Origin of the sequence: Stutzerimonas chloritidismutans, from assembly GCF_038562055.1 — a bacterium.
Classification (GTDB): domain Bacteria; phylum Pseudomonadota; class Gammaproteobacteria; order Pseudomonadales; family Pseudomonadaceae; genus Stutzerimonas; species Stutzerimonas chloritidismutans_A.
Map to the genome: position 1 here is coordinate 65,568 of NZ_JBCFXD010000016.1, position 22,129 is coordinate 87,696.

General features: G+C 62.5%; 21 protein-coding genes. 11 read left to right on the plus strand and 10 right to left on the minus strand.

Annotation, left to right across the window (positions count from 1 at the left end; genetic code table 11):
- Nucleotides 1-151 precede the first annotated feature (151 nt).
- From AAGW23_RS19340 to AAGW23_RS19350, 3 genes are all read left to right on the plus strand, one after another.
- Nucleotides 152-934, plus strand: a complete 783-nt coding sequence (locus AAGW23_RS19340; RefSeq protein WP_342407916.1) for a sulfite exporter TauE/SafE family protein — start codon at nt 152-154, stop codon at nt 932-934.
- 11 nt (nt 935-945) lie between these two features.
- Nucleotides 946-1,746 carry a prolipoprotein diacylglyceryl transferase gene (gene lgt / locus AAGW23_RS19345; protein WP_342407917.1) on the plus strand — a complete coding sequence of 267 codons (801 nt, stop codon included), beginning with the start codon at nt 946-948 and terminating at the stop codon, nt 1,744-1,746.
- A gap of 108 nt (nt 1,747-1,854) precedes the next feature.
- On the plus strand, nt 1,855-2,649 hold the full coding sequence (locus AAGW23_RS19350; RefSeq protein WP_342407918.1) for a thymidylate synthase: 795 nt from the start codon (nt 1,855-1,857) through the stop codon (nt 2,647-2,649).
- A 12-nt stretch (nt 2,650-2,661) separates the two neighbouring features.
- Here the strand turns inward: AAGW23_RS19350 and AAGW23_RS19355 are convergent, their stop codons facing one another.
- The gene (locus tag AAGW23_RS19355; protein WP_342407919.1) at nt 2,662-3,726 is read right to left on the minus strand and encodes a transporter substrate-binding domain-containing protein; all 1,065 of its coding nucleotides are present in this window, start codon (nt 3,724-3,726) and stop codon (nt 2,662-2,664) included.
- A 139-nt stretch (nt 3,727-3,865) separates the two neighbouring features.
- Between AAGW23_RS19355 and AAGW23_RS19360 the strand changes: the two genes are divergently transcribed.
- Complete coding sequence (locus AAGW23_RS19360; protein WP_342407920.1) at nt 3,866-4,639, plus strand: ParA family protein; 774 nt, start codon at nt 3,866-3,868, stop codon at nt 4,637-4,639.
- Between the two features lie 168 nt (nt 4,640-4,807).
- Here AAGW23_RS19360 and AAGW23_RS19365 read toward each other — a convergent pair whose 3' ends face one another.
- Entirely contained in the window at nt 4,808-5,602 is a 795-nt protein-coding gene (locus tag AAGW23_RS19365) for a universal stress protein (RefSeq protein ID WP_342407921.1), read from the minus strand.
- 183 nt (nt 5,603-5,785) lie between these two features.
- On the opposite strand from AAGW23_RS19365, the gene AAGW23_RS19370 reads away from it, so the two are divergent.
- Together AAGW23_RS19370 and AAGW23_RS19375 are read left to right on the plus strand one after the other, a co-directional pair.
- Nucleotides 5,786-6,700: a response regulator gene (locus AAGW23_RS19370; RefSeq protein ID WP_342407922.1), complete on the plus strand. Its 915-nt coding sequence runs from the start codon at nt 5,786-5,788 to the stop codon at nt 6,698-6,700.
- A 164-nt stretch (nt 6,701-6,864) separates the two neighbouring features.
- Nucleotides 6,865-7,761, plus strand: a complete 897-nt coding sequence (locus tag AAGW23_RS19375; protein ID WP_102837776.1) for a peptidoglycan DD-metalloendopeptidase family protein — start codon at nt 6,865-6,867, stop codon at nt 7,759-7,761.
- An 82-nt stretch (nt 7,762-7,843) separates the two neighbouring features.
- On the opposite strand, the gene AAGW23_RS19380 is transcribed toward AAGW23_RS19375, so the two are convergent.
- From AAGW23_RS19380 to glcC, 8 genes are all read right to left on the minus strand, one after another.
- Nucleotides 7,844-9,187, minus strand: coding sequence for a hemolysin family protein (locus AAGW23_RS19380; RefSeq protein ID WP_342407923.1), 1,344 nt, complete (start codon nt 9,185-9,187; stop codon nt 7,844-7,846).
- Between the two features lie 98 nt (nt 9,188-9,285).
- Nucleotides 9,286-10,587: a phosphate regulon sensor histidine kinase PhoR gene (gene phoR, locus AAGW23_RS19385; protein WP_342407924.1), complete on the minus strand. Its 1,302-nt coding sequence runs from the start codon at nt 10,585-10,587 to the stop codon at nt 9,286-9,288.
- 80 nt (nt 10,588-10,667) lie between these two features.
- Entirely contained in the window at nt 10,668-11,357 is a 690-nt protein-coding gene (phoB, locus tag AAGW23_RS19390; RefSeq protein WP_342407925.1) for a phosphate regulon transcriptional regulator PhoB, read from the minus strand.
- Between the two features lie 161 nt (nt 11,358-11,518).
- Nucleotides 11,519-12,415, minus strand: a complete 897-nt coding sequence (gene ubiA, locus AAGW23_RS19395; protein ID WP_342407926.1) for a 4-hydroxybenzoate octaprenyltransferase — start codon at nt 12,413-12,415, stop codon at nt 11,519-11,521.
- A gap of 50 nt (nt 12,416-12,465) precedes the next feature.
- Nucleotides 12,466-13,005: a chorismate--pyruvate lyase family protein gene (locus tag AAGW23_RS19400; RefSeq protein ID WP_342407927.1), complete on the minus strand. Its 540-nt coding sequence runs from the start codon at nt 13,003-13,005 to the stop codon at nt 12,466-12,468.
- Between the two features lie 252 nt (nt 13,006-13,257).
- Entirely contained in the window at nt 13,258-13,995 is a 738-nt protein-coding gene (locus AAGW23_RS19405) for a hypothetical protein (RefSeq protein ID WP_342407928.1), read from the minus strand.
- Nucleotides 13,996-14,156: 161 nt separating this feature from the next.
- Nucleotides 14,157-14,378 carry a hypothetical protein gene (locus tag AAGW23_RS19410; protein WP_342407929.1) on the minus strand — a complete coding sequence of 74 codons (222 nt, stop codon included), beginning with the start codon at nt 14,376-14,378 and terminating at the stop codon, nt 14,157-14,159.
- Between the two features lie 270 nt (nt 14,379-14,648).
- A complete protein-coding gene (glcC, locus tag AAGW23_RS19415) occupies nt 14,649-15,416 on the minus strand; it encodes a transcriptional regulator GlcC (RefSeq protein WP_342407930.1) in 768 nt (255 codons plus the stop codon).
- A gap of 235 nt (nt 15,417-15,651) precedes the next feature.
- Between glcC and glcD the strand changes: the two genes are divergently transcribed.
- Genes glcD through AAGW23_RS19440 form a run of 5 tightly spaced genes read left to right on the plus strand, consistent with a single transcriptional unit; the run spans nt 15,652 to nt 22,083 of the window.
- Entirely contained in the window at nt 15,652-17,151 is a 1,500-nt protein-coding gene (gene glcD, locus AAGW23_RS19420; protein WP_342407931.1) for a glycolate oxidase subunit GlcD, read from the plus strand.
- Nucleotides 17,151-18,209, plus strand: a complete 1,059-nt coding sequence (glcE, locus tag AAGW23_RS19425) for a glycolate oxidase subunit GlcE (RefSeq protein WP_342407932.1) — start codon at nt 17,151-17,153, stop codon at nt 18,207-18,209. Before glcD ends, glcE begins: the two co-directional genes overlap by 1 nt.
- Nucleotide 18,210: 1 nt before the next feature.
- Nucleotides 18,211-19,428 (plus strand): glycolate oxidase subunit GlcF, encoded by a 1,218-nt coding sequence (gene glcF, locus AAGW23_RS19430; protein WP_342407933.1) that lies wholly within the window; start codon nt 18,211-18,213, stop codon nt 19,426-19,428.
- A gap of 53 nt (nt 19,429-19,481) precedes the next feature.
- Complete coding sequence (locus AAGW23_RS19435; RefSeq protein ID WP_342407934.1) at nt 19,482-19,886, plus strand: heme-binding protein; 405 nt, start codon at nt 19,482-19,484, stop codon at nt 19,884-19,886.
- A gap of 16 nt (nt 19,887-19,902) precedes the next feature.
- Complete coding sequence (locus AAGW23_RS19440; RefSeq protein WP_342407935.1) at nt 19,903-22,083, plus strand: malate synthase G; 2,181 nt, start codon at nt 19,903-19,905, stop codon at nt 22,081-22,083.
- Nucleotides 22,084-22,129: the final 46 nt, after the last annotated feature.

The following is a 22,129-nucleotide window of genomic DNA, read 5'->3' on the forward strand; positions in this document are numbered from 1 at the left end:
GGGCTCGGTAGCAAGGACGCGTCGAGGCTAGTCGAAAACGCAGCGCCCACGCCACATCGGCAGGACGCTGGTTACGTTTCAGAGGATTGCTGCGTTCCGCCCCGCTTGCGTTTTTCCGCTAACATGCGGCTTTGTTTTTCAAGGTGGCTCGATGGAGTTCGCGCTTTATCTGCTTCTGGGCGGATTCGCTGGAGTACTGGCAGGGCTGTTCGGTGTCGGTGGTGGCCTGATCATCGTTCCGGTGCTGGTGTTCAGCTTTACAGCGCAGGGATTCGACCCGCAGATCCTTACCCATTTGGCCGTCGGCACCTCGCTGGCAACCATCGTCTTTACCTCGATGAACTCGATTCTGACGCACCATCGCAAGGGCGCCGTGCAATGGCCCGTGGTGCTCTGGATGACGCTTGGTATTCTGCTCGGCGCGGCGCTGGGAAGCCTGACGGCGGCGTCGATTCAAGGCCCGCTACTGCAGAGAATCATCGGTTTGTTCGCCATCGCCATGGCGGTGCAGATGGGCTTTTCACTGCAGCCCAAAGCCAGTGCCGGCGTACCCGGACGGCCAGTGCTGGCCGTTGCAGGCACAGTGATCGGGTGGGCATCGGCCATCTTCGGGATCGGCGGCGGTTCGTTGACCGTACCCTTTCTCAGCTGGCGCAGCGTACCAATGCAGCAAGCGGTGGGCACCTCGGCAGCTTGCGGTTTGCCGATTGCCATCGCCGGTGCATTGAGCTTCGCGGTTGTTGGCTGGCAGGATGCGCATCTGCCCGACTGGAGCGTCGGCTACGTCTATTTGCCAGCGCTGGTTGGCGTCGCCATCACCAGCATGTTCTTTGCCCGTATCGGCGCTAATCTGGCGCATCGATTGTCCGCTTCAATGCTGCGGCGCCTGTTCGCGCTGCTGCTGTTGGGCGTAGGTATCAATTTCTTGATCTGAGGAAAACCCGGATGCTGCCTTATCCGCAGATAGACCCTGTGGCCTTGTCGCTAGGCCCACTGCAAATCCACTGGTATGGCCTGATGTACCTGATCGGCATCGGCGGCGCCTGGCTGCTGGCATCGCGTCGGCTGCACCGTTTTGACCCCAGCTGGGACAAGGACAAACTTTCCGACCTGGTGTTCTGGGTGGCCATGGGCGTCATTGTCGGTGGGCGGCTGGGCTACGTGCTGTTCTATGACCTGGCGTCCTATATCAGCGATCCGACGCTGATCTTCCAGGTCTGGAAGGGTGGCATGTCGTTCCATGGCGGGCTGCTGGGCGTGCTGCTGTGCACCTGGATATTCGCCAGGCGCAACGGCAAGAAGTTTTTCGAGCTGATGGACTTCATCGCACCCTTCGTGCCGATTGGGTTGGGTGCCGGACGCATCGGTAACTTCATCAATGCCGAACTCTGGGGCAAAGCGACCGATGTGCCTTGGGCGATGGTCTTTCCAACCGATCCGCAACAGCTGGCGCGGCACCCGTCGCAGCTCTACCAGTTCGCCCTGGAAGGCGTGGCCCTGTTCGTCATTCTCTGGCTCTATTCGAGCAAACCGCGGCCGACCATGGCGGTGTCCGGCCTGTTCGCCGTGTGCTACGGCATCTTCCGCTTCATTGTCGAGTTCGTTCGCGTACCCGACGCCCAGCTCGGTTACCTGGCGTTTGGCTGGCTGACCATGGGGCAGGTGCTGTGTATCCCGATGATCCTGATCGGTCTTGGCATGATTGCCTGGGGCTACCGTCACGAGCCGGTGAAGGCGGCCGCCTGATCGCACACCGTCCGGCTTCGTCGTCAAAAGGGCGACAAGCCGGACGTCGGCTTTTACTATTTGCAGCATTCCGTTCACCGCGCCCCGGCGCCCGCTTCGAGCCCTTCGATGAAACAGTATCTCGACCTGATGCGCCATGTGCGCGAGCACGGCACCTTCAAGAGCGATCGCACTGGCACTGGCACCTACAGCGTATTTGGTTATCAGATGCGCTTCGACCTGGCGGAAGGTTTCCCGCTGGTGACGACCAAGAAGTGCCACCTGAAATCCATCATTCACGAGCTGCTGTGGTTCCTGCAGGGCGATACCAATATCAAGTACCTGCAGGAAAACGGGGTGCGGATCTGGGACGAGTGGGCCGACGAGAACGGTGAGCTCGGACCGGTCTATGGCTACCAATGGCGCAATTGGCCGGCGCTTAACGGTGAGTCGGTCGATCAGATCAGCAAACTGGTGGAGATGATCAAGAAGAACCCGGATTCGCGGCGGCTGATGGTGTCGGCGTGGAACCCGGCGCTGGTCGATCAGATGGCGCTGCCGCCTTGCCACGCGCTGTTCCAGTTCTATGTTGCGGACGGCAAGCTCAGCTGCCAGCTGTACCAGCGCTCGGCCGACATCTTCCTCGGCGTGCCCTTCAACATCGCCAGTTACGCCCTGCTGACGCTGATGGTGGCGCAGGTATGTGACCTGCAGCCCGGTGAGTTCATCTGGAGCGGCGGCGATTGCCACCTCTACGCCAATCACTTGGAGCAGGCCGACCTGCAGTTGACCCGCGAGCCGCTGTCGCCGCCGACCATGAAGCTCAACCCCGAGGTAAAGGATCTGTTCGCCTTCCGTTTTGAGGACTTTGAACTGGTCGGCTACGAAGCCCATCCGCACATCAAGGCCCCGGTCGCGGTCTGAGCGGTCCTTGCTTTATTGCCCGCCCAGGTAGCGTGCCTGCATGTCCTGCCAGCGAGGGCTGTTGGTGATGTCCAGAATTGCCTGGCTCAACCGCTCCCGGTACGGGCTGCCAGCGCTCACGGCGAACGCATAGGACTGGTCTTCAAAGGTGCCGGGCAGCAGCCGTAAGCCCCCGCCCTGCCGCTCGTTGTTTCGGTACTGGAGAATTGGCTGGTCGTAGACGACAGCGTCCGCCTCGCCATCCATAACCGCTTGAATCGCCTGACTCAGGTCGGAGAAGGCGGTGGCGCGCACGCGATGGTGCTGCAAATAGTCCGAGCTGACAGTACCGTCTACCGTCGCTACATGAGCGCTGCGCAGTTCGTCTGGCCCTTGCAGCCCGCTTTTCAGGCTGCCAACCGTCAGGGTGCTGGTCACGGCCGCGGTGAAGGTCGACACCATGATCAACGCAGCGAACATCCAGACAATGGCGATCAGGCGGCCTCCGAGGGTAACCGGCGCCTTGTCACCATAGCCGACGGTGGTCATGGTGACCGCTGCCCACCAGAAGCTGTTGCCGAGCCCCTCTACAGAGCTGCCTCCGAACTGTTCGCGGTTGCGCCGGCGCTCGAAGAGCCAGAGCAGTGCCCCGACCAGCAGCAATAATGCACCCAGGCCCAGCACCAGGCTCGCGAATTGCCAGGAGAACAGAGCTCGAACGGCAACCCAGCCACTGCCTTGCTGGGCCGACGGCACGCCGATCGCAAGCCCGGTGCGGTAGAACGGGTGGGTGAAGTCTACCAGCGCCTCGCGCTCGGCGGTCATGGTCAGCGCGCCGACCACCACATCCAGCTGATCCTCCTGCAGACCGGGCAGCAGTTGATCGAATGGCATGGGCTGCAACTCGTAGCGATATCCGGCTTGCTTGGCGATGGCTTGCCACAGATCGATGCTGATGCCGCTCCAGCGGCCATCGGCCTCCTGAATGACGAAGGGCGGCACCTCGGTGATGCCCACACGCAGCACGTCGCGTTGTGACTGGGCGGCGGCGTGCTGGCTGAATAAGGCGAACAGCAAAACGATTAGAAACCTCGGCACATGTCTTTCCTCGTTGTCGTTATGCGCCAAGGGTAGCAAAGCTGGGCGGCAGGACTGCGGCGCCTCTGGTTCAGGAAAGTCGCCAGAATGCCATCTGCGTTGTATAGACTCGGGTGAAACCATGATCAGAGGACGGAGCATGCGACGGGTCGTATTCAATCAAAAGGGCGGTGTCGGCAAGTCCAGCATTGCCTGCAACTTGGCCGCTGTCAGCGCAGCGCAAGGCTATCGGACGCTGCTGATTGATCTGGATGCGCAGGCTAATTCCAGTCATTACCTCACCGGCCTGACCGGCGACGAATTGCCGACGGGTATCGCGGACTACTTCAAGCAGATCCTGGCGGGAGGGCCCGCGGGTAAAAAGGCTCGCCCACCGATTACCGAAACCCGTTTCGAGCACTTGCACGTGATCACAGCCACCCCCGAATTGGCCGATCTGCAACCCAAGCTTGAAGCCAAGCACAAGATCAACAAGCTGCGAAAGCTGCTGGAAAGCCTCTCCGAAGAATATGAACGCATCTATCTGGATACGCCCCCAGCGCTGAATTTCTTCACCCTGTCGGCCCTGATAGCCGCGGACCGCTGCCTGATTCCCTTCGACTGCGACAGTTTCTCCCGTCAGGCGCTGTATAGCCTGCTCGAGGAAATCGAGGAACTGCAGGAAGACCACAATGAAGCGCTGCGAGTTGAAGGCATCGTCGTCAACCAATTCCAACCGCGCGCAGCCCTGCCGCAGCAGATGATCGACGAACTGTTGGCCGAGGGGCTACCCGTATTACCGGTGCATCTGATGAGTTCGGTGCGCATGCGCGAGTCGCACCAGGTCTGCACGCCGCTGATCCACCTCGATCCACGGCACAAGCTGACGCAGCAGTTCATCGAGTTGCACGCATACCTGGAGAGCGCGGTGTGATCGGATTTTACAGGCCACTTTTGCGCGCCCTCGATGCGGTGGCCAAGGCGCGCTGCTCTTGTTTGTAGCGCTAACGTCGCAAGGTTTTGTGCAGGCGCAACCGCAGCGCCCGGCAAGTCGGTTCCGTCAGCACTGGCCGCACGCAAAATCTATTCGTCCGCCCGGGCGTCAGTGAGCGATCAGAACGTCGCAGGGGGGCTGGTCGAGATACTCTCGTGTAAGACTGCCGAGCAGCGCTTCGCTCATCGCCCCACGGCTGTGGCTGCCCAGTGCCAGAAGTTGTGGTTGCACGGCCGCAATTGCCGAGCCTAGACAGTTGTTGCGCTCACCGTAGCGTAAGCACGATTGCAACTGGGCGCCGGTATCGGCCAAATGCCTGCGAAGATCCGCGACAAGTTGGTCGAACAGTTCGTGTTGCAGCGTCAGCTCGGCTGATTCCGGCGGGCACATTTCCGATGACTCGTAGACATTCAGGGCGGTGAGATCACTCCCGCCTGGCATCAGCTGCCACGCCGCCTGCAGTGCGCGGCTGGCGCAGCCGGAGTAATCCAGCGCAGCCAGCGCGCGTGAATAGGGGGCTGCCGGCTTGACCGCCAACAGCAGCGGCGCGGGGCAGCTCTGCAGGACCTGCTCCAGCGTGGTGCCGGCGAATCCTTGCGGCGACTGGCGGTGGTGGCGGCCCATTATGAGCAAGTCAATTTCCAGTCCGGCCGCCTGAGTGAGGATTTCCTCGGCAGCGCGGCCTTGCCGGATCCAGGGCTGTAGCTGAGCAAGGCCGTGGCGCTCAAGCGTGCTGTACAGATAAACCTGTGCATGCTGCTGCTCCTTCGCGTCCGGGTGGCCTGACAAAACGTGCAGCACGCTCAGTCTTGCTCCGGTCTGTCGCGCCAACTGCGTCGCGCGGCTCAAGGCCAGGTCGGCCTCGGGGCTGAGATCGTGGGCGACAAGAATATGCTGAACCATGGCGGCCTCGCGGATTGCTGAGCGAAATGGCTGCAGTATGCCGGGCAGATCCTGGCGTTGTCCTGATCAGGAGCATGCGTCATCTGTGCACGCAGATGGGAGCTGGTGGCTGCGTTAATCGGGAACGCTTTTTTCGTTGGGCTGCTGACGCTATGCTGGCGGCCATTCAAGCAGGAGCGAGTGATGAGCAAGGTCAGTGTGCTGGTGGTGGATGACGCGCCCTTCATTCGGGATTTGATCAAGAAAGGGTTGCGCAGTCATTTCCCTGGGATTCGTATCGAGGACGCTGTCAACGGGCGTAAGGCCCAGCAAATGCTCGATCGCGATTCCTTTGACCTGATCCTCTGCGATTGGGAAATGCCGGAAATGTCCGGCCTTGAGCTGCTCACCTGGTGCCGCGCTCAGGAAAAGCTCAAAACCACCCCCTTCATCATGGTCACCAGCCGTGGCGACAAGGAAAACGTGGTGCAGGCGATCCAGTCCGGTGTGTCCGACTTCATCGGTAAGCCATTCTCCAACGAACAATTGACCACCAAGGTCCGCAAGGCGCTAGGAAGAGCCGGCAAGCTCGGCGCGTTGGCGGCCAGCGCACCGGCACGGCCGACCAACACCGGCATGGCCAACGATTCTTTGGCTGCGTTGACGGGTGGTAAGGCTGAAGTAATCAAACCGGCATCCGCTGCGACGGCCGTGTCTCCGGTGCCCGGTTTCGCCGCGCCGCTCGTGCAGCCGGGTGCAGCCAAACCAACAGCGGCCAGTGGTGGTCGCGGCCAAGGCCAGCTGCGCCTGGCGAGCGAGACGCTTGCGTGCGTCATCAAGGCCCTCAGCCTTAAAGAGGCGCTGCTGGTGGTCAAGCGCGGCGAGACGCTACCGCAGGTGCTGGAGAGCGCAGTGCTCGATCTGGAGCAGGGCGAAGGCGGGGAGGTGGCACGCCTCAATGGCTATCTGCACGCGGTCGCAGCGCTGGAACCCAAGCCGGACAGTGAGTGGCTGCAATTGACCTTTCGCTTCGTCGATCGCGATCCGCAAAAGCTCGATTACCTGTCCCGGCTGATCGCTCGGGGCACCGCTCAGCGCCACTTCGTGCCGGGCGCTTAAGGGCCGCCTCGGTGGCTGATAAATGCGAGCAATGCGACCGGCTGTCTGGAAAATCCACTAGTGCGATGAACCATTTCACAGGCTGACAGTCGGTGGCTCGCGCTTACGCCGCTGCGCTGTTAGTCTGCAGCGCTCTGACACATAACCACATGAAGTCTGCCGTTATGTTGGGGCGCACCTTTCTTGCTCTTGGGTTGTTCTGGCTGGCCATGCCTGCCTCGGCCCTCACCATCTACAAGTACACCGATGCCAACGGCGTGGTCACCTACAGCGATCAGGCTGCCCCGGGCGCGCGCGTGTTCACCTTCAGTGATCGGATGGTCGAGAAGCTCGACACCCAGGTGAAGCTGGAAACCCGCAAGCATGCCGGCGGCGAAACCCTCGTGGTGCGCAACGACCTGTTCGCCCCGGTCGATGTGGAACTCAAGCTGACCGGCGTGCAAAACGCCGTCGGTGCACCGGACAAGCCGATCCGCTGGGTATTGCCGCCACGCAGCCAGATCCGCCTGGCGACCCTGGCCCCGCTGGATCCGAGCAAACCACTGAAGTACACCCCCAAACTTCGCCATGCGCTGGGCGACCCGCGTCTGCTGCCAAAACCCTACAAATATCCGCTGCCCTGGCGCGGCGGCCCGTTCCGCCTGACCCAGGGTGCCAACGGCAAGTACAGCCACTTCACGCCCAAAGGGCGCTACGCCGCCGACATCGCCATGCCCGAGGGCACACCGATCATCGCGGCGCGCGGTGGCATGGTGGTCAAGATCGAGAACGCCCAGAGCGGGCGAGGCAACAACCCTGCCGGTAATTTCGTCCGTGTGCTGCATGATGACGGCACCATGGGCGTCTACCTGCACCTGATGAAAGGCTCGGTCAGTGTCGGTGAAGGTCAGCGCATCGAAGCCGGTAGCCTGCTGGCGCGCTCGGGCAACACAGGCAACAGCACCGGCCCGCATCTGCATTTCGTGGTCCAGCGCAACGTCGGCCTGGCGGTTGAGTCGATCCCCTTCGACTTCGCCCAGCCGGTCAACAGCCTGCCGAATTTTGCGGTCGGTGGGGACTAAGGGTCGCCGCAAGCTCTGGTTCATGGACTGATAGCAAACCCCCGACGCTAACGCTCGAACCACATGCTGGCTTTCGGCTGGCTTATTCCTGCTTCAACACCTTCGCCAACACGATCTTCGGTCCGCGCATCTTCTTGACCACGATCTGCAGATCGTCCACCAGCAACTCTTCGTTCTCTTCCGGGACGCGCTTGAGTGTTTCGTAGATCAGCCCTGCCAGGGTATCGGCCTCGATATGGTCCAGGTCGATGCCGAGCAAGCGTTCGAGCTTGAACAGTGGGGTGTCGCCGCGCACCAGCAGTTTGCCAGGCTGATAGGCGAGGATGCCGCGCTCGGTCTTGCGGTGCTCGTCCTGAATGTCGCCGACCAGCACTTCCAGCACATCCTCCATGGTCAGGAAGCCCACCACCTTGTGGTCGCCTTCTTCAACCAGCACGAAGTGCGCCCCGCCTTGGCGGAATTGCTCAAGCAGCACGTTGAGCGGCAGATAGCGCGGCACGCGTTCCAGGGGACGCAGTATGTCGCTGAGCACGAAGTGCTGGGCCAACTGGTCGTCGCTGGCTAACGCCAGTAGCAAGTCCTTGATGTGCAGTAGACCGATGTAGTCACCCTGCTCGCTGTCATACACCGGGTAGCGGCTGTACTTGTGGCGGCGGATCACGTCGAGGATTTCTGCCAGCGAGGCACTGTGTTCCAGCTGAACCAGGTCCTCCCGGGAGTTGGCCCAGTCCGCCACCTCCAGTTCGCTCATTTCGACCGCCGAGGCGAGCACCTTGATGTCCTGGTTGGCCGGGTCTAGGGCCCGGTTCGAATGCAGGATCAGCTTCAGCTCTTCGCGGCTGTAGTGGTGTTCATGATGACTGCCGGGCTCACCCTGGCCGGCCACCCGAAGAATCGCGTTGGCGCTGGCGTTGAGCAGGTAGATGGCGGGGTACATCGCCCAGTAGAACAGGTACAGCGGCGCAGCCGTCCACAGTGACAGCAGCTCGGGCTTGCGGATCGCCCAGGACTTGGGTGCCAGCTCACCGATGACGATGTGCAGATAGGAAATGATGAAAAACGCCGTGAAAAAAGCGATGCCATGGACGATTGCCGGGGACTGAATGCCAGCGGCAGCCATGACCGGCTCCAGCAGGTGAGCAAAGGCCGGCTCACCGACCCAGCCGAGGCCCAGCGAGGCGAGGGTAATTCCCAGCTGGCAGGCCGAGAGGTAGGCATCCAGCTGGCTGTGCACTTTGCGCAGGATGTGCCCGCGCCAGCCGTGCTGCTTGGCAATGGCCTCGACCTTGGTGGCGCGCAGCTTGACCATGGCGAACTCGGCCGCCACGAAAAAGCCGTTGAGCAGAACCAGGAAAAGTGCAAACAGAATCATGCCGAAGTCGGCGAAATAGGATGAAGCGGCGTAACTAGCGGGGGAAGGGTCCATTAGGGTGTCGGGTAGTCGAAGACGGCCCAAGGATGGGGCCGTCCCGGGGTTATTTCAAGGCGTCGTTGGGCGTCAGGTTCCAGCCGGCTGTGCAGCGGTCACTGCACCGTAGCCTGGCTCAACGGGAAGTGGCAGGTGAAGGTGCTGCCCTTGCCGGGCGTGCTGTTGATGTCCAGGCGGCCTTGATGCCGCAGCAACACGTGCTTGACGATCGCCAAGCCGAGGCCGGTGCCACCGGTGTTGCTGGCGCGGCTGGAATCGACTCGGTAGAAGCGTTCGGTCAGGCGTGGCAGATGCTTGGATTCGATGCCGATGCCGGAATCCTGCACAGCCAGATGGGCGCCATGTTCGTTGCACCACCAGCGGATATGCACTTCGCCATGGTCTGGCGTGTATTTCACGGCATTGAACACAAGGTTGGAGAAGGCGCTGCGCAGTTCGCTTTCGCTGGCCTTGAGCAGCAGGGTTGGGTCTGCTTCCAGAACTATTTGATGGTTGCGGTCGGCCGACAGTGCTTGGGCGTCGCCCTTGATCGACTGCAGCAATGTTGCAACGGCTACCGGCTGTGAGTTGGTCGGTGGATTGGTAGCCTCCAGCTTGGCCAGCAGCAGCAGGTCGTTGAGCAGGTGCTGCATGCGCCCGGCCTGCTGATTCATCTGGTTCAGCGCACGCGGCCAGCGGGCCGGCATTTCGTCGGTGTGTTCGAGCATCGTTTCCAGATAGCCGGCGATCACCGTCAACGGCGTACGCAGCTCGTGGGATACGTTGGCCACGAAGTCCTTGCGCATTTGCTCCAGCAGATGCAACCGGGTGATGTCGCGCACCACCATCAGGTGCTCGCTGTTGCCGTAGCGGGTGATGGTGACCTGCAGCCAGAGCCTGTCGTTGACGGGGGAGGACAGTTCCAGTGGTTCCTCGTGGCGCCCTTTTTCGAAATATTCCTTGAAGCTCGGGTGGCGCACCAGATTGGTCACCGGGTGGCCGGTATCCTGCGGCTTCTTCAGGCCCAGCAGGCGCTCTGCAGCAGGGTTCCACCACTCCAGATTACCGTCGCTGTCGAGCATGATCACCGCATCCCTGAGTGCAGTGGTAGAACCCTGTACTCGGTCGATCACCGACTGCAATTGGGCGCGCAGACGAAGGTCGCGGCGCTGAAGCTGGTACAGGTTGTCGAAGATTTCGCCCCAGATGCCATGGCTGTCTGGTGGCGGCTGGTCGGTCTGATCGCTCTTCAGCCACAGCAGCAAACGGCGGATCTGATGCAGGGTCCACCCCAGGTAGCCGGTGAGGCCGATGACCAGCGCCCAGGCATATTCGCCTGTGACCAGGCCCACCAACAGGCATCCAGCCAATATCAGCAGCAGGCGGCGCACCAGGGCGCCTTGCCAGTCTTGATTCACCGCTAACGCTCCTTGAGGCAGCTTGGGGCCGGCCGGAATGGATCTACAACGCCAGCAAATGCCCGGCGGTTGCGGCTTGTTCAGCTCTTGGTGGAGAAACGGTACCCGGTGCCACGCACGGTTTGCACGAGGTTTTCATAGGTCTCGCCCAAGGCTTTGCGCAGGCGACGGATATGCACATCCACCGTGCGCTCCTCGACGTACACATTGCCGCCCCAGACCTGGTCGAGCAACTGTCCGCGGGTATAGGCACGTTCCTGGTGAGTCATGAAGAACTGCAGCAGACGGTACTCGGTCGGGCCCATGTCCGCCGGTGTGCCGTCGATGGTTACCCGATGGCTGACGGGGTCAAGCAGCAGACCGCCGATCTCGATAGGCGTTTCGTTGTCGCTGGTGCCTGCGCGGCGCAGCACAGCCTTCAGGCGCGCAACCAGCTCACGTGGCGAAAAGGGTTTGGTGATGTAGTCATCGGCGCCCACTTCAAGGCCCTGGATCTTGTTGTCCTCGGCGTCCTTGGCGGTAAGCATGATGATTGGTGTATTGGCCGTCATCTCGTCCCGCTTGAGTCGTCGTGCTAGCTCGATGCCGGAGGTGCCGGGCAGCATCCAGTCGAGCAGGATCAGGTCCGGTTGACGGTCGATGATCAGCGCGTGGGCCTGCTGAGTATTTTCCGCTTCGAGGCATTCGTAGCCGGCCATCTCCAGCGCGACCACGATCATTTCCCGAATCGGCGCTTCGTCATCGACGATCAGTATGCATTTGCCGTTCATGTCCGCTCTCGGTCCGTTTTATTGTCGCTCGGCATTAGATAACGGAAATGTTGCAGCCATGTGACAGGAAATGACCCGTCTGTACGAGGGGCTGGTGCCCGATCCGCTCTAGCGGGTCGTTTCCAGGCTGCGGCCTTTGGTCAGGCTGCGTGTCGCGGTGGTTAGGCCGCTCTCGTAGCGTAGTCGAACATGATTCCCGCAAGAATCGCCAGCCCCGCCCAATGGTTATGCAGAAAAGCCTTGAAGCACACCTGTGGCTTGCGCGAACGGGTTTTCCAGAACTCCCAGGCAAAGCAGGCGGCTGCGATGGTCAGCCCGAAGTGAAACCACTGCCCGAGCTCGAAGCGCAGCCCGGCGAGGATCAGGCAGAACAGGGCAAGCCCCTGTAGCGTCGCGATGATGATCCGATCCGCTTCGCCAAAGAGGATTGCCGTGGATTTGATGCCGATCTTCAAGTCGTCCTCGCGGTCGGCCATGGCGTAGTAGGTGTCGTAGCCGACTGTCCACAACACGTTGGCGATGAACAGTAACCAGGCTTCCGGCGGCAACTCGCCTCGCTCAGCCGTAAAGGCCATCAGCATGCCCCAGGAAAAGGCTGCGCCGAGCACGACCTGCGGGTAGTAGGTGTAGCGCTTCATGAAGGGGTAGAGCGATGCGACACCGAGCGCGCCGAAGGACAGGAAGACGGTCGCCGCATTGGTCAGCAGAACAAGGCCGAAACTCAGGGCGACGAGTACGGCAAACAGGATCCAAGCCTCCTTCGCGGTGACCCTGCCGGTCGCCAGCGGACGCCCCTTGGTGCGGCTGACATGCCCGTCCAGGTTGCGGTCGGCGAAGTCATTGATCACGCAGCCGGCAGCACGCATGAGGATGACGCCAAGCACGAAGATCACGATGTTCTTCGTGCTGGGCGAGCCCTCGCCAGCGATCCATAGCGCCCAGAGCGTGGGCCACAGCAGCAGATAGGTGCCAATCGGGCGATCCAGTCGCATCAGCTGGATAAAGTCCCAGGCGCGCGGATGAAGGCGATTGCTCGATTGCAGAAGCTTTTGATACATCGGCGGGGCTCCGATCGGTGAGGGCGGTTGCGGGGCAGTCTGTGCCGGGTTCAGGTCGTGATCCGTGCGGCCTGCCACAAGGCCGGAAGAAACACTTCAGCGACCAGCACACGCAGGTCTCCCTGGCTGAAACAGGAGCGGCGCGCCCAAAGCTGGGACTGGCGCACCTCCTGCGGCAACCAGGCAGCCGGATAGCGGCGGGCTTGCAGCGGTCCGCGGCTGAACGCCGGATCACTGAACAGCAGTTCGCCGAGCGAGCGGCTGCCCAGGTGTGGCAGATCCAGCCCGGACCGTTCCAGCGCGTGACGTGCAGCGACACTGCGGGCAAATACCCAGGGCTCGTGGTGGCCGCGCAGATAGACCTCGCGTACCCAGCCCTCACTCCCGTCGGCCACATCCAGCGCAGCGCATTCGTCGGCGCGCATGACCTGCCAACCTTCGTTCAGCGGCTCGACGCTGAACGCGCCGTTGGCGAGGTCGGTCAGGCGATGGGTGAGCGACCCTCTGTCGACGTAGAGCCAGTCGTGCAGATCAGGGGCGGGCGGGGTGGAAAGTTGGTCGGCAGGCAGCCAGGCGTGAGAATCGGGCACGGACGATAACGGGCAGCAGAAAGAAGCGGTGAGTCTAGCATGGGGGCTGTCAAGCGGCTTGGAGGCGCAGGGGCTGCTTTCAGATGCCCAGCGCCTAACTTGGTGAGATCAGGCGGTAAGCGGAAAAATACGTTCTGTTGTTTGAAGCGTCGCGGTCTGAGCGCATGTCGCAGTTTCACCGGTGGCGCGAGCCCCGCCTTGCAGCTTGTGCCGCAAACGGGGCCTGGTGCGAACCGAGTCCCTGGGGCGAGGTTAGCTCTGCTGGAACAGGCTTCGCAGGATTTGCGCCAGCTCGGTAATGTTTTTCTGAACGCCAGGTGTGAACTGATCACCAATAGCGTAAGGGCGCCACTCTTCTTCGGCCATCTCAGTCTGACGATCCAGCTCCTTCTCCATGACGTCCAGACGCTGCTGAGCTTTCTGAAGGTTCGCCTTGTTGACGCTCATGCCGTCCATACGCTCAAGCGCCTGAACAAGATCCTCGACCGTTTCCTGCAAGTCATCGACCTGATTCGCTACGTCGGCGCTGTCGATTTCCTGCATCTTCTGGCTATTCGCTCCGCCGAGCATCTTGGCCACTTCATCGAGATGGCTGGCAAGCTCATTGACCTGTTTGGTTACGCTGACTTTGTAATCTTCGTCGCGGATCCAGGTAACCCAGTCGTCATCGGTACGTTCGGCTTTCTCGTCCAGCCGATGTTCCATTTGTTGGTTGAGCTGCTGTTCCATCTTGGCCAGCTGAGGTTCGCTCTGTTGCCAGTTGCCTAGGCCCATGGATACACCGGAATAGCGCAGAGAACCGATTAGGTCGGCAACGTTTTCGCGCACATCGTCTACGGCATCAACGACATTATGGCCCACGCGAATGGAGGCACCTGCCTGCTGAGTCTGCATGCTCTTTTGTGTCTCTTGAGCGGTGGCGGGCAGCGCCAGGCTGGCGGCCATCAGGGCAGTGGCGAGTGCTAGTGGCTTCTTGTTCAATGCGTTCATTGTTCGTTCCTCACAGGTAATGGTCGGGGTTTTGCTGAGCAATCACGGTGTGGCCCTCAGCGCGCCTGATGGCTGCGGCTGGCGGGACAGGCGGTGACTGTTTCGCACGTTTCCTCCTTACTAAGGGCGCTATGCCAGGAGCTTCCTGGAGCTTCCAGGAGCTAGCGCTCGGTTTCGATGTCGACATCCGGAAGCGGCACGGACCGCTCTTCGATACCAACATCCACGTCCGCTTCTTTGACGTCATACTCAGGCATATTGCCGCCTTGAACATCAACGTCGGGCAACTGGCCGGACTCTTCCTTCTCGATCGTGCAACCGCCTGCACCCAGCATGAGTGCCAGCAGGCTGCCGCCGACGGCTAATTTGGCTGATCTGTTCATGCAAACGTCCTCCGAATGACTAGCAATGATGCGGGTTCGCCGAGACAGCAACGCCAGTGCGGCGCAACGGCAACGGTTCCTCCGCGCTTACTAAAGTCGACAGGGTGTGGCTTTTACAGTTCAGCGAATTGTTCGGTTTGGCCCGACCGGCGGATAGGACGGTATATCTCGCTTGCGGGCTGTCACGCGACCACGGTCTGGCGCAAACAGCTATGCCAGTGGGGGCGAGAAGGAGGTGATGGGCCGCTTGTGCTAAGGCGAAAAAAGCCGTTAACCCCAACCCTCCAGCCGCATGGTCGCCCGCACCAGTCGCTGCTCCTCCTGCTCGATTTCCTTGAGATTGTCGCGAATGCTGTGGATGTGATCGCGCGCCGCGCGCTGCGCTTGATCCGGCAGGCGCTCGGTGATGGCGTGGAACAGGCGAGAGTGCTGACGATCAATCTGCCGCTTCTGCATCGGCCGGTGGTAGAGGTTGTTCACCGAGGCGAACACGGTGGAGAGCATCAGGTCAGTCAACGACTGCAGCGTGTGCACCAGTACCGGGTTATGCGAGGCCTCGCTGACAGCCAGGTGAAAGGCGTGGTCGAGGCGCGCATGCTCGCGCGGGTCGGCCTCTTCGGCGATGTGCGCGGCGAGCATCTCTTCATAGCGGCGGCGCAACAGAACGAAGTCGGCATCGGTGCCCCGCAAGGCGGCCAGTCGCGCCGATTCGCCCTCCAGCAAGGCGCGGACTTCGAGCAGGTCGTACAGTGTGCGCGGCTGCGAATTGAACAGGTGCATCAGTGGGCTGGCGTCCTGTTCGCCGGACAGCTTGGCGACCTGGGAGCCGCGCCCCTGAGCTGTTGCGATAATACCGCGGCCGCGCAGTACGCGTAGCCCTTCACGCAGGGCCGAACGCGAGATGCCGAGCTTTTCGCACAGGCGACGTTCCGACGGCAGCGTTTGGCCCACCTTGAGCACACCGTCGACGATAAGCCGCTCGATACGCTCGGCCACCACGTCCGCCAGCTGGCGACGCTCCGTATTTTCGATCAACATGTTTCGCCTCCGTAACTGGTAGGACCAGTTCGGCGGAAGTTTATCTCATTGAGCGCTGTAGATGCATAAGGCCTTGGTATGCGGGACTTCTGGCTGTGTCGATTGAAAGGCTGCTGAAAGAAACTGGTAGGACCAGTGGTTTTCGAGATGGACGATGAGGGGCTGTCGGGCTAATGATGCGTCAAACCACCGCAGCTGGCCGTGTGCGGTGAACGCCAATAAGAGCCCGACTGCCATGAATATTCTCTACGACGAACGCGTCGACGGTGAGCTGCCCAAGGTCGACAAGGCGGCGCTGCTGGCCGAACTTCAGGCGCAACTGCCCGGCATGGACATCCTCCATCGCGGCGAAGACCTCAAGCCCTACGAGTGCGATGGCCTGTCGGCCTACCGCACAACGCCGATGCTGGTGGTATTGCCCGAGCGTGTGGAACAGGTCGAAACCCTGCTGAAAATCGCCCACAAGCGCGGCGTGCCGGTGGTGGCGCGTGGTGCCGGCACGGGGCTTTCCGGCGGCGCGCTGCCTCTGGAGCAGGGCATCTTGCTGGTCATGGCGCGCTTCAACAAGATTCTGGAAATCGACCCGGCCGGTCGCTTCGCCCGCGTCCAGCCCGGCGTGCGCAACCTGGCAATCTCCCAGGCCGCGGCGCCCCATGAGCTGTATTACGCCCCTGACCCGTCCTCACAGATTGCCTGTTCCATTGGCGGCAACGTCGCCGAGAACGCCGGTGGCGTGCACTGCCTGAAATACGGCCTGACCGTGCACAACCTGCTGAAGGTGGAAATTCTCACCGTCGAGGGCGAGCGCATGGTGCTGGGCTCCGACGCGCTGGATTCGCCGGGCTTCGACCTCTTGGCGCTGTTCACCGGCTCCGAGGGGATGCTTGGCATCGTCACGGAAGTCACTGTCAAGCTGCTGCCCAAGCCGCAGGTGGCCAAGGTGCTGCTGGCGGCGTTCGACTCGGTCGAGAAGGCCGGCCGTGCGGTGGGCGACATCATCGCCGCCGGCATCATTCCCGGTGGGCTGGAGATGATGGACAACCTGTCGATTCGCGCCGCTGAAGACTTCATTCACGCCGGTTACCCGGTGGATGCCGAGGCCATCTTGCTCTGCGAGCTGGATGGCGTCGAAGCCGATGTGCACGACGACTGCGCCCGCGTCGGCGAAGTGCTCAAGCTGGCCGGCGCCACCGAGGTGCGTCTGGCCAAGGACGAGGCCGAGCGCGTCAAGTTCTGGGCCGGGCGCAAGAACGCCTTCCCGGCGGTCGGGCGCATCTCGCCGGACTACTACTGCATGGATGGCACCATCCCGCGCCGCGAGCTGCCGGGCGTGCTCAAGGGTATCAGCGACCTGTCCGACGAGTACGGACTGCGCGTGGCCAATGTGTTCCACGCAGGGGACGGCAACATGCACCCGCTGATTCTCTTCGATGCCAACACCGAAGGCGAGCTGGAGCGCGCCGAAGCGCTGGGCGGCAAGATTCTCGAGCTGTGCGTGAAGGTGGGTGGCTCGATCACCGGCGAGCACGGCGTCGGCCGCGAAAAGATCAACCAGATGTGTTCGCAGTTCAACGCTGACGAACTGACGCTGTTCCATGCGGTAAAGGCGGCCTTCGACCCCAGCGGTCTGCTCAACCCAGGCAAGAACATCCCGACGCTGCATCGCTGCGCCGAATTCGGCGGCATGCACGTCCACGGTGGGCAGTTGCCCTTCCCTGAACTGGAGCGCTTCTGATGACGGTTTCCTTCGACGACAGCGGGCAGCTGCTCGATCAGGTCAACCAGGCGTTGGCCAGCAACACCCCGCTGCGTATTCACGGTGGCGGGAGCAAGGCGTTTCTCGGTCGCGAGGCCCAGGGCACGCCGCTTGATACGCGCGCCCATCGCGGCATCGTGACCTACGACCCGACCGAACTGGTGATCAGCGTTCGTGCCGGCACGCCGCTGGCCGAACTGGAGGCAGCGCTCGACGAGGCCAACCAGATGCTGCCCTGCGAACCGCCGCATTTGGGCGAGGGTGCCACCGTCGGCGGGATGATCGCGACCGGCCTGTCCGGCCCGCGGCGGCCATGGTCCGGCTCGGTGCGCGACTTCGTACTGGGCTCGCGGGTCATTACCGGGCACGGCAAGCATCTGCGTTTCGGCGGTGAGGTGATGAAGAACGTCGCCGGCTACGACCTGTCGCGCCTGATGGCCGGCAGCTTTGGTTGCCTCGGCGTGCTCACCGAAGTCTCGCTGAAAGTGCTGCCCAAGCCGCGCTTGTCGCGCAGCCTGCGAGTTGACATGCCGGTCGATCGCGCACTACTCAAACTGGCGGAATGGGGCCAGCAACCGGTGCCGATTACGGCCGCGAGCCATGACGGCCAGGCCCTGCATCTGCGCCTCGAAGGCGGCGAAGGGTCGGTCAATGCTGCCTGCGACCGTATCGGTGGCGAGACGCTGGATGCCGATTATTGGAGCGATCTACGCGAACAGCGCCTTGGCTTCTTCACTGACGCGCGGCCTCTGTGGCGGCTGTCGCTGCCGACCAATACCGGTGAACTGGCCTTGCCTGGCGAACAGCTGATCGACTGGGCCGGTGCCCAACGCTGGCTCAAGTCCGATGCCGACGCCGAGGCCATCCGCGCGGTCGTCAGCGAAGTGGGCGGTCATGCCACTTGCTTCACCGCTGGCGCAGCGGCGAGCCCGTTCCAGCCGTTGGCCGAGCCGTTGCTGCGTTACCACCGCCAGCTGAAAACGGCGCTCGACCCGCAGGGGATATTCAACCCCGGCCGCCTGTATTCCGAGGTCTGATATGCAAACGAATTTGAGTGAGGCCGCAAAGAAGCTGCCCCGTGCCGAAGAGGCCGAAAGCATCCTGCGCTCCTGCGTGCACTGCGGCTTCTGCAACGCCACCTGTCCGACCTATCAGCTGCTCGGCGACGAGCTGGACGGGCCGCGTGGGCGCATCTACCTGATGAAGCAGATGTTCGAGGGCGGTGAAGTGACCGAGGCCACCCAGACCCACCTGGACCGCTGCCTGACCTGCCGCAACTGCGAAACCACCTGCCCCTCCGGCGTGCAGTACCACAACCTGTTGGATATCGGCCGCGACTTCATGGAGCAGCAGGTGCCTCGTTCGGCTGGCGAGCGCCTGCTGCGCACCGGCCTGCGCACGGTGATTCCACGCCCGGGCCTGTTCAAGGCCCTGCTGGGTGCCGGCAATACACTGCGTCCGCTGATGCCGGCGACACTCAAGGCACACATGCCGCGCCAGGTCACCCCGGCCAAACAGCGGCCGCAGACCGTGCATGCGCGTCGCGTGCTGATTCTCGAGGGCTGCGTGCAGCCGAGTCTGTCGCCCAACACTAACGCGGCCACGGCGCGCGTACTCGATCGTCTGGGCATCAGCGTGATCACAGCGCGTGAAGCCGGCTGCTGCGGCGCGGTGGACTATCACCTCAATGCTCAGGAGGCCGGTCTGGACCGCGCACGGCGCAACATCGACGCCTGGTGGCCAGCCATCGAAGGCGGGGCTGAAGCCATCGTGCAGACCGCCAGCGGTTGCGGGGCCTTCATCAAGGACTACGGTCATCTGCTGCGAAACGACCCGGCCTATGCGACCAAAGCCGCGCGGGTCAGCGCCTTGACCAAGGATCTGGTGGAAGTGATGCGCAGCGCCGAACTGGAGCGGCTGAAGGTCGAGACGGACAAGCGCATGGCCTTTCATTGCCCTTGCACATTGCAGCACGCACAGAAACTCGGCGGCGCGGTCGAAGACGTGCTCACCCGCCTCGGCTTCCACCTCACCGCGGTGCCCGACGCGCATCTGTGCTGCGGTTCTGCGGGTAGCTATTCGATCACCCAGCCGGAGATTTCTCACCAGCTGCGCGACAACAAGCTCAACGCGTTGGAAAGCGGCAAACCGGAAGTCATCATCACCGCCAACATCGGTTGCCAGACGCACCTCGATGGCGCCGGCCGAACCCCGGTGCGGCACTGGATCGAGATCGTCGAAGAGGCGATGCACTAACCCCAAACCCAAACGCGCCGTGACGCACATCGAATCGATCGACAGGAGAGAACATGAAAACCAAAGCCATGCTGAGCCAGACCGAAGTGACCGCCATCCTCGCCGCCGCGCGTAGCGAAGCGCAGAACAACGGCTGGGCCGTGACCATCGTGGTCGCTGACGACGGCGGTCATCCGCTGGCGCTGGAACGTCTGGACGGCTGCGCGCCGATCGCCTCCTACATCGCCACCGAAAAGGCGCGTAGCGCTGCGGTAGGCCGTCGCGAAACCAAGGGCTATGAGGATATGGTCAACGGCGGGCGCAATGCCTTCCTGTCCGCCCCGGTGGTCTGCTCGCTGGAAGGCGGCGTGCCGGTGATTGTCGAGGGTCAGGTGATCGGCTCGGTCGGCGTCTCTGGCGTGACCGCTGCTCAGGATGCCCAGGTCGCCAAGGCCGGCGTCGCCGCTGTCGCCAACTGATTCGAAGGAGAACGATATGACCGAGCGCGTAACCCTTGGCCGCCTGCAAGTGGCAGCCAACCTGCAACGATTCATCGAAGACGAAGTTCTGCCGGGCACCGGTGTCGAAGCAGCCGCCTTCTGGAAGGGCTTTGACGAGCTGGTACATGACCTGGCGCCGAAGAACCGCGCCCTGCTGGCCGAGCGCGACCGCCTGCAGGTCGAATTGGACACCTGGCACCGCAGTAACCCCGGCCCGATCAGCGATATGCCGGCTTACCGCAGCTTCCTCGAGTCCATCGGCTACCTGCAGCCCGAGCCGGGCGAGGTGAAGATCAGCACCAGCAACGTCGACAGCGAAATCGCCACCCAGGCCGGCCCGCAGTTGGTCGTGCCAATCGGCAATGCGCGGTACGCGCTGAACGCTGCCAACGCGCGCTGGGGCTCGCTGTATGACGCGCTCTACGGCACCGACGCCATCAGCGAGGAGAACGGCGCGCAGAAGGGTCCGGGCTACAACGAAGTGCGCGGCGCCAAGGTCATCGCCTTTGCGCGCAACTTCCTCGATCAGGCCGCGCCGCTGGCAGAAGGCAGCCATGCCGAGTCGGTCAGCTACCGCGTGCAGGACGGCGGGCTCAAGGTCACCCTGGAGAACGGCAGCGTCACCGGGCTGCAGCAGCCCGAGAAGTTCGTCGGCTACCAGGGCGAGGCCGTCGAGCCGACTGCGATCCTGCTGAAAAACAATGGTCTGCATGTCGAAATTCAGATCGACCCGAATAGCCCCATCGGCCAGACCGATGCCGCCGGCGTCAAGGACTTGCTGGTCGAAGCCGCCGTCACCACCATCATGGACTGCGAGGATTCGACTGCCGCGGTCGATGCCGACGACAAGGTGCTGGTCTACCGCAACTGGCTGGGCCTGATGAAAGGCGATCTGGTCGAAGACCTGGACAAGGGCGGCAAGCGCATCACCCGCCGCCTGAACGAAGATCGCGAGTACACCGCCGCCGACGGCTCCAACCTTAAGCTGCACGGCCGCTCGCTGTTGTTCATCCGCAACGTCGGTCACCTGATGACCAACCCGGCGATCATCGACGGCGAAGGTCATGAAATCCCCGAAGGCATCATGGACGGCGTGGTCACCAGCCTGATCGCCAAGCATGACCAGCAGCGCCAGGGCAACTCGCGCACCGGCTCGATGTACATCGTCAAGCCGAAGATGCATGGCCCAGCTGAGGTGGCCTTCACCGACGAGCTGTTCGGTCGCGTCGAAGACCTGATCGGCCTGCCGCGTCACACCCTGAAGGTCGGCATCATGGACGAGGAGCGCCGCACCAGTATCAACCTCAAGGCCTGCATCGGCGCGGCGAAGAACCGCGTGGCCTTCATCAACACCGGTTTCCTCGACCGCACCGGCGATGAGATGCACAGCATCATGGAAGCCGGCGCCGTGCTGCGTAAGGGCGACATGAAGAGCACTGCCTGGATCCAGGCTTACGAGCGCAACAACGTGCTGGTCGGCCTGAACTGCGGCCTGCGTGGCAAGGCTCAGATCGGCAAGGGCATGTGGGCCATGCCGGACCTGATGGCCGCCATGCTCGAGCAGAAGATCGCCCATCCCAAGGCCGGTGCCAACACCGCCTGGGTACCGTCGCCGACCGGCGCTACGTTGCACGCGCTGCACTACCACCAGGTCGACGTGCAGGCCGTTCAGGCCGAGCTGGAAAAAATCGATCTCGCCGCCGAGCGCGACAAGCTGACCAATGACTTGCTGACCATTCCGGTCGCGCCGGAGCGCAACTGGTCGGCCGTGGAAGTCCAGCAGGAGCTGGATAACAACTGCCAGGGCATCCTCGGCTACGTGGTGCGTTGGGTCGAGCAGGGCGTTGGTTGCTCCAAGGTGCCGGACATTCATGACGTCGGCCTGATGGAAGACCGCGCCACGCTGCGAATCTCCAGCCAGCACCTGGCCAACTGGCTGCGGCACGGCGTGGTCGACGAGGCGCAGGTTCGCGAGACGCTCGAGCGCATGGCCAAGGTGGTCGATCAGCAGAACGCTGGCGATCCGGCCTACCGTCCTATGGCGGCTGACTATGCTGGCTCGGCGGCGTTCCAAGCGGCTTGCGACTTGGTGTTCAAGGGGCGCGAGCAGCCGAGCGGTTACACCGAGCCGCTGCTGCACGCCTGGCGTCAGCGCTTCAAGCAGCAGGTCGGTTGAGCGGTAGCTGTCCCGGGGGGGGGGGGGGGGGGGGGGGGGGGGGGGG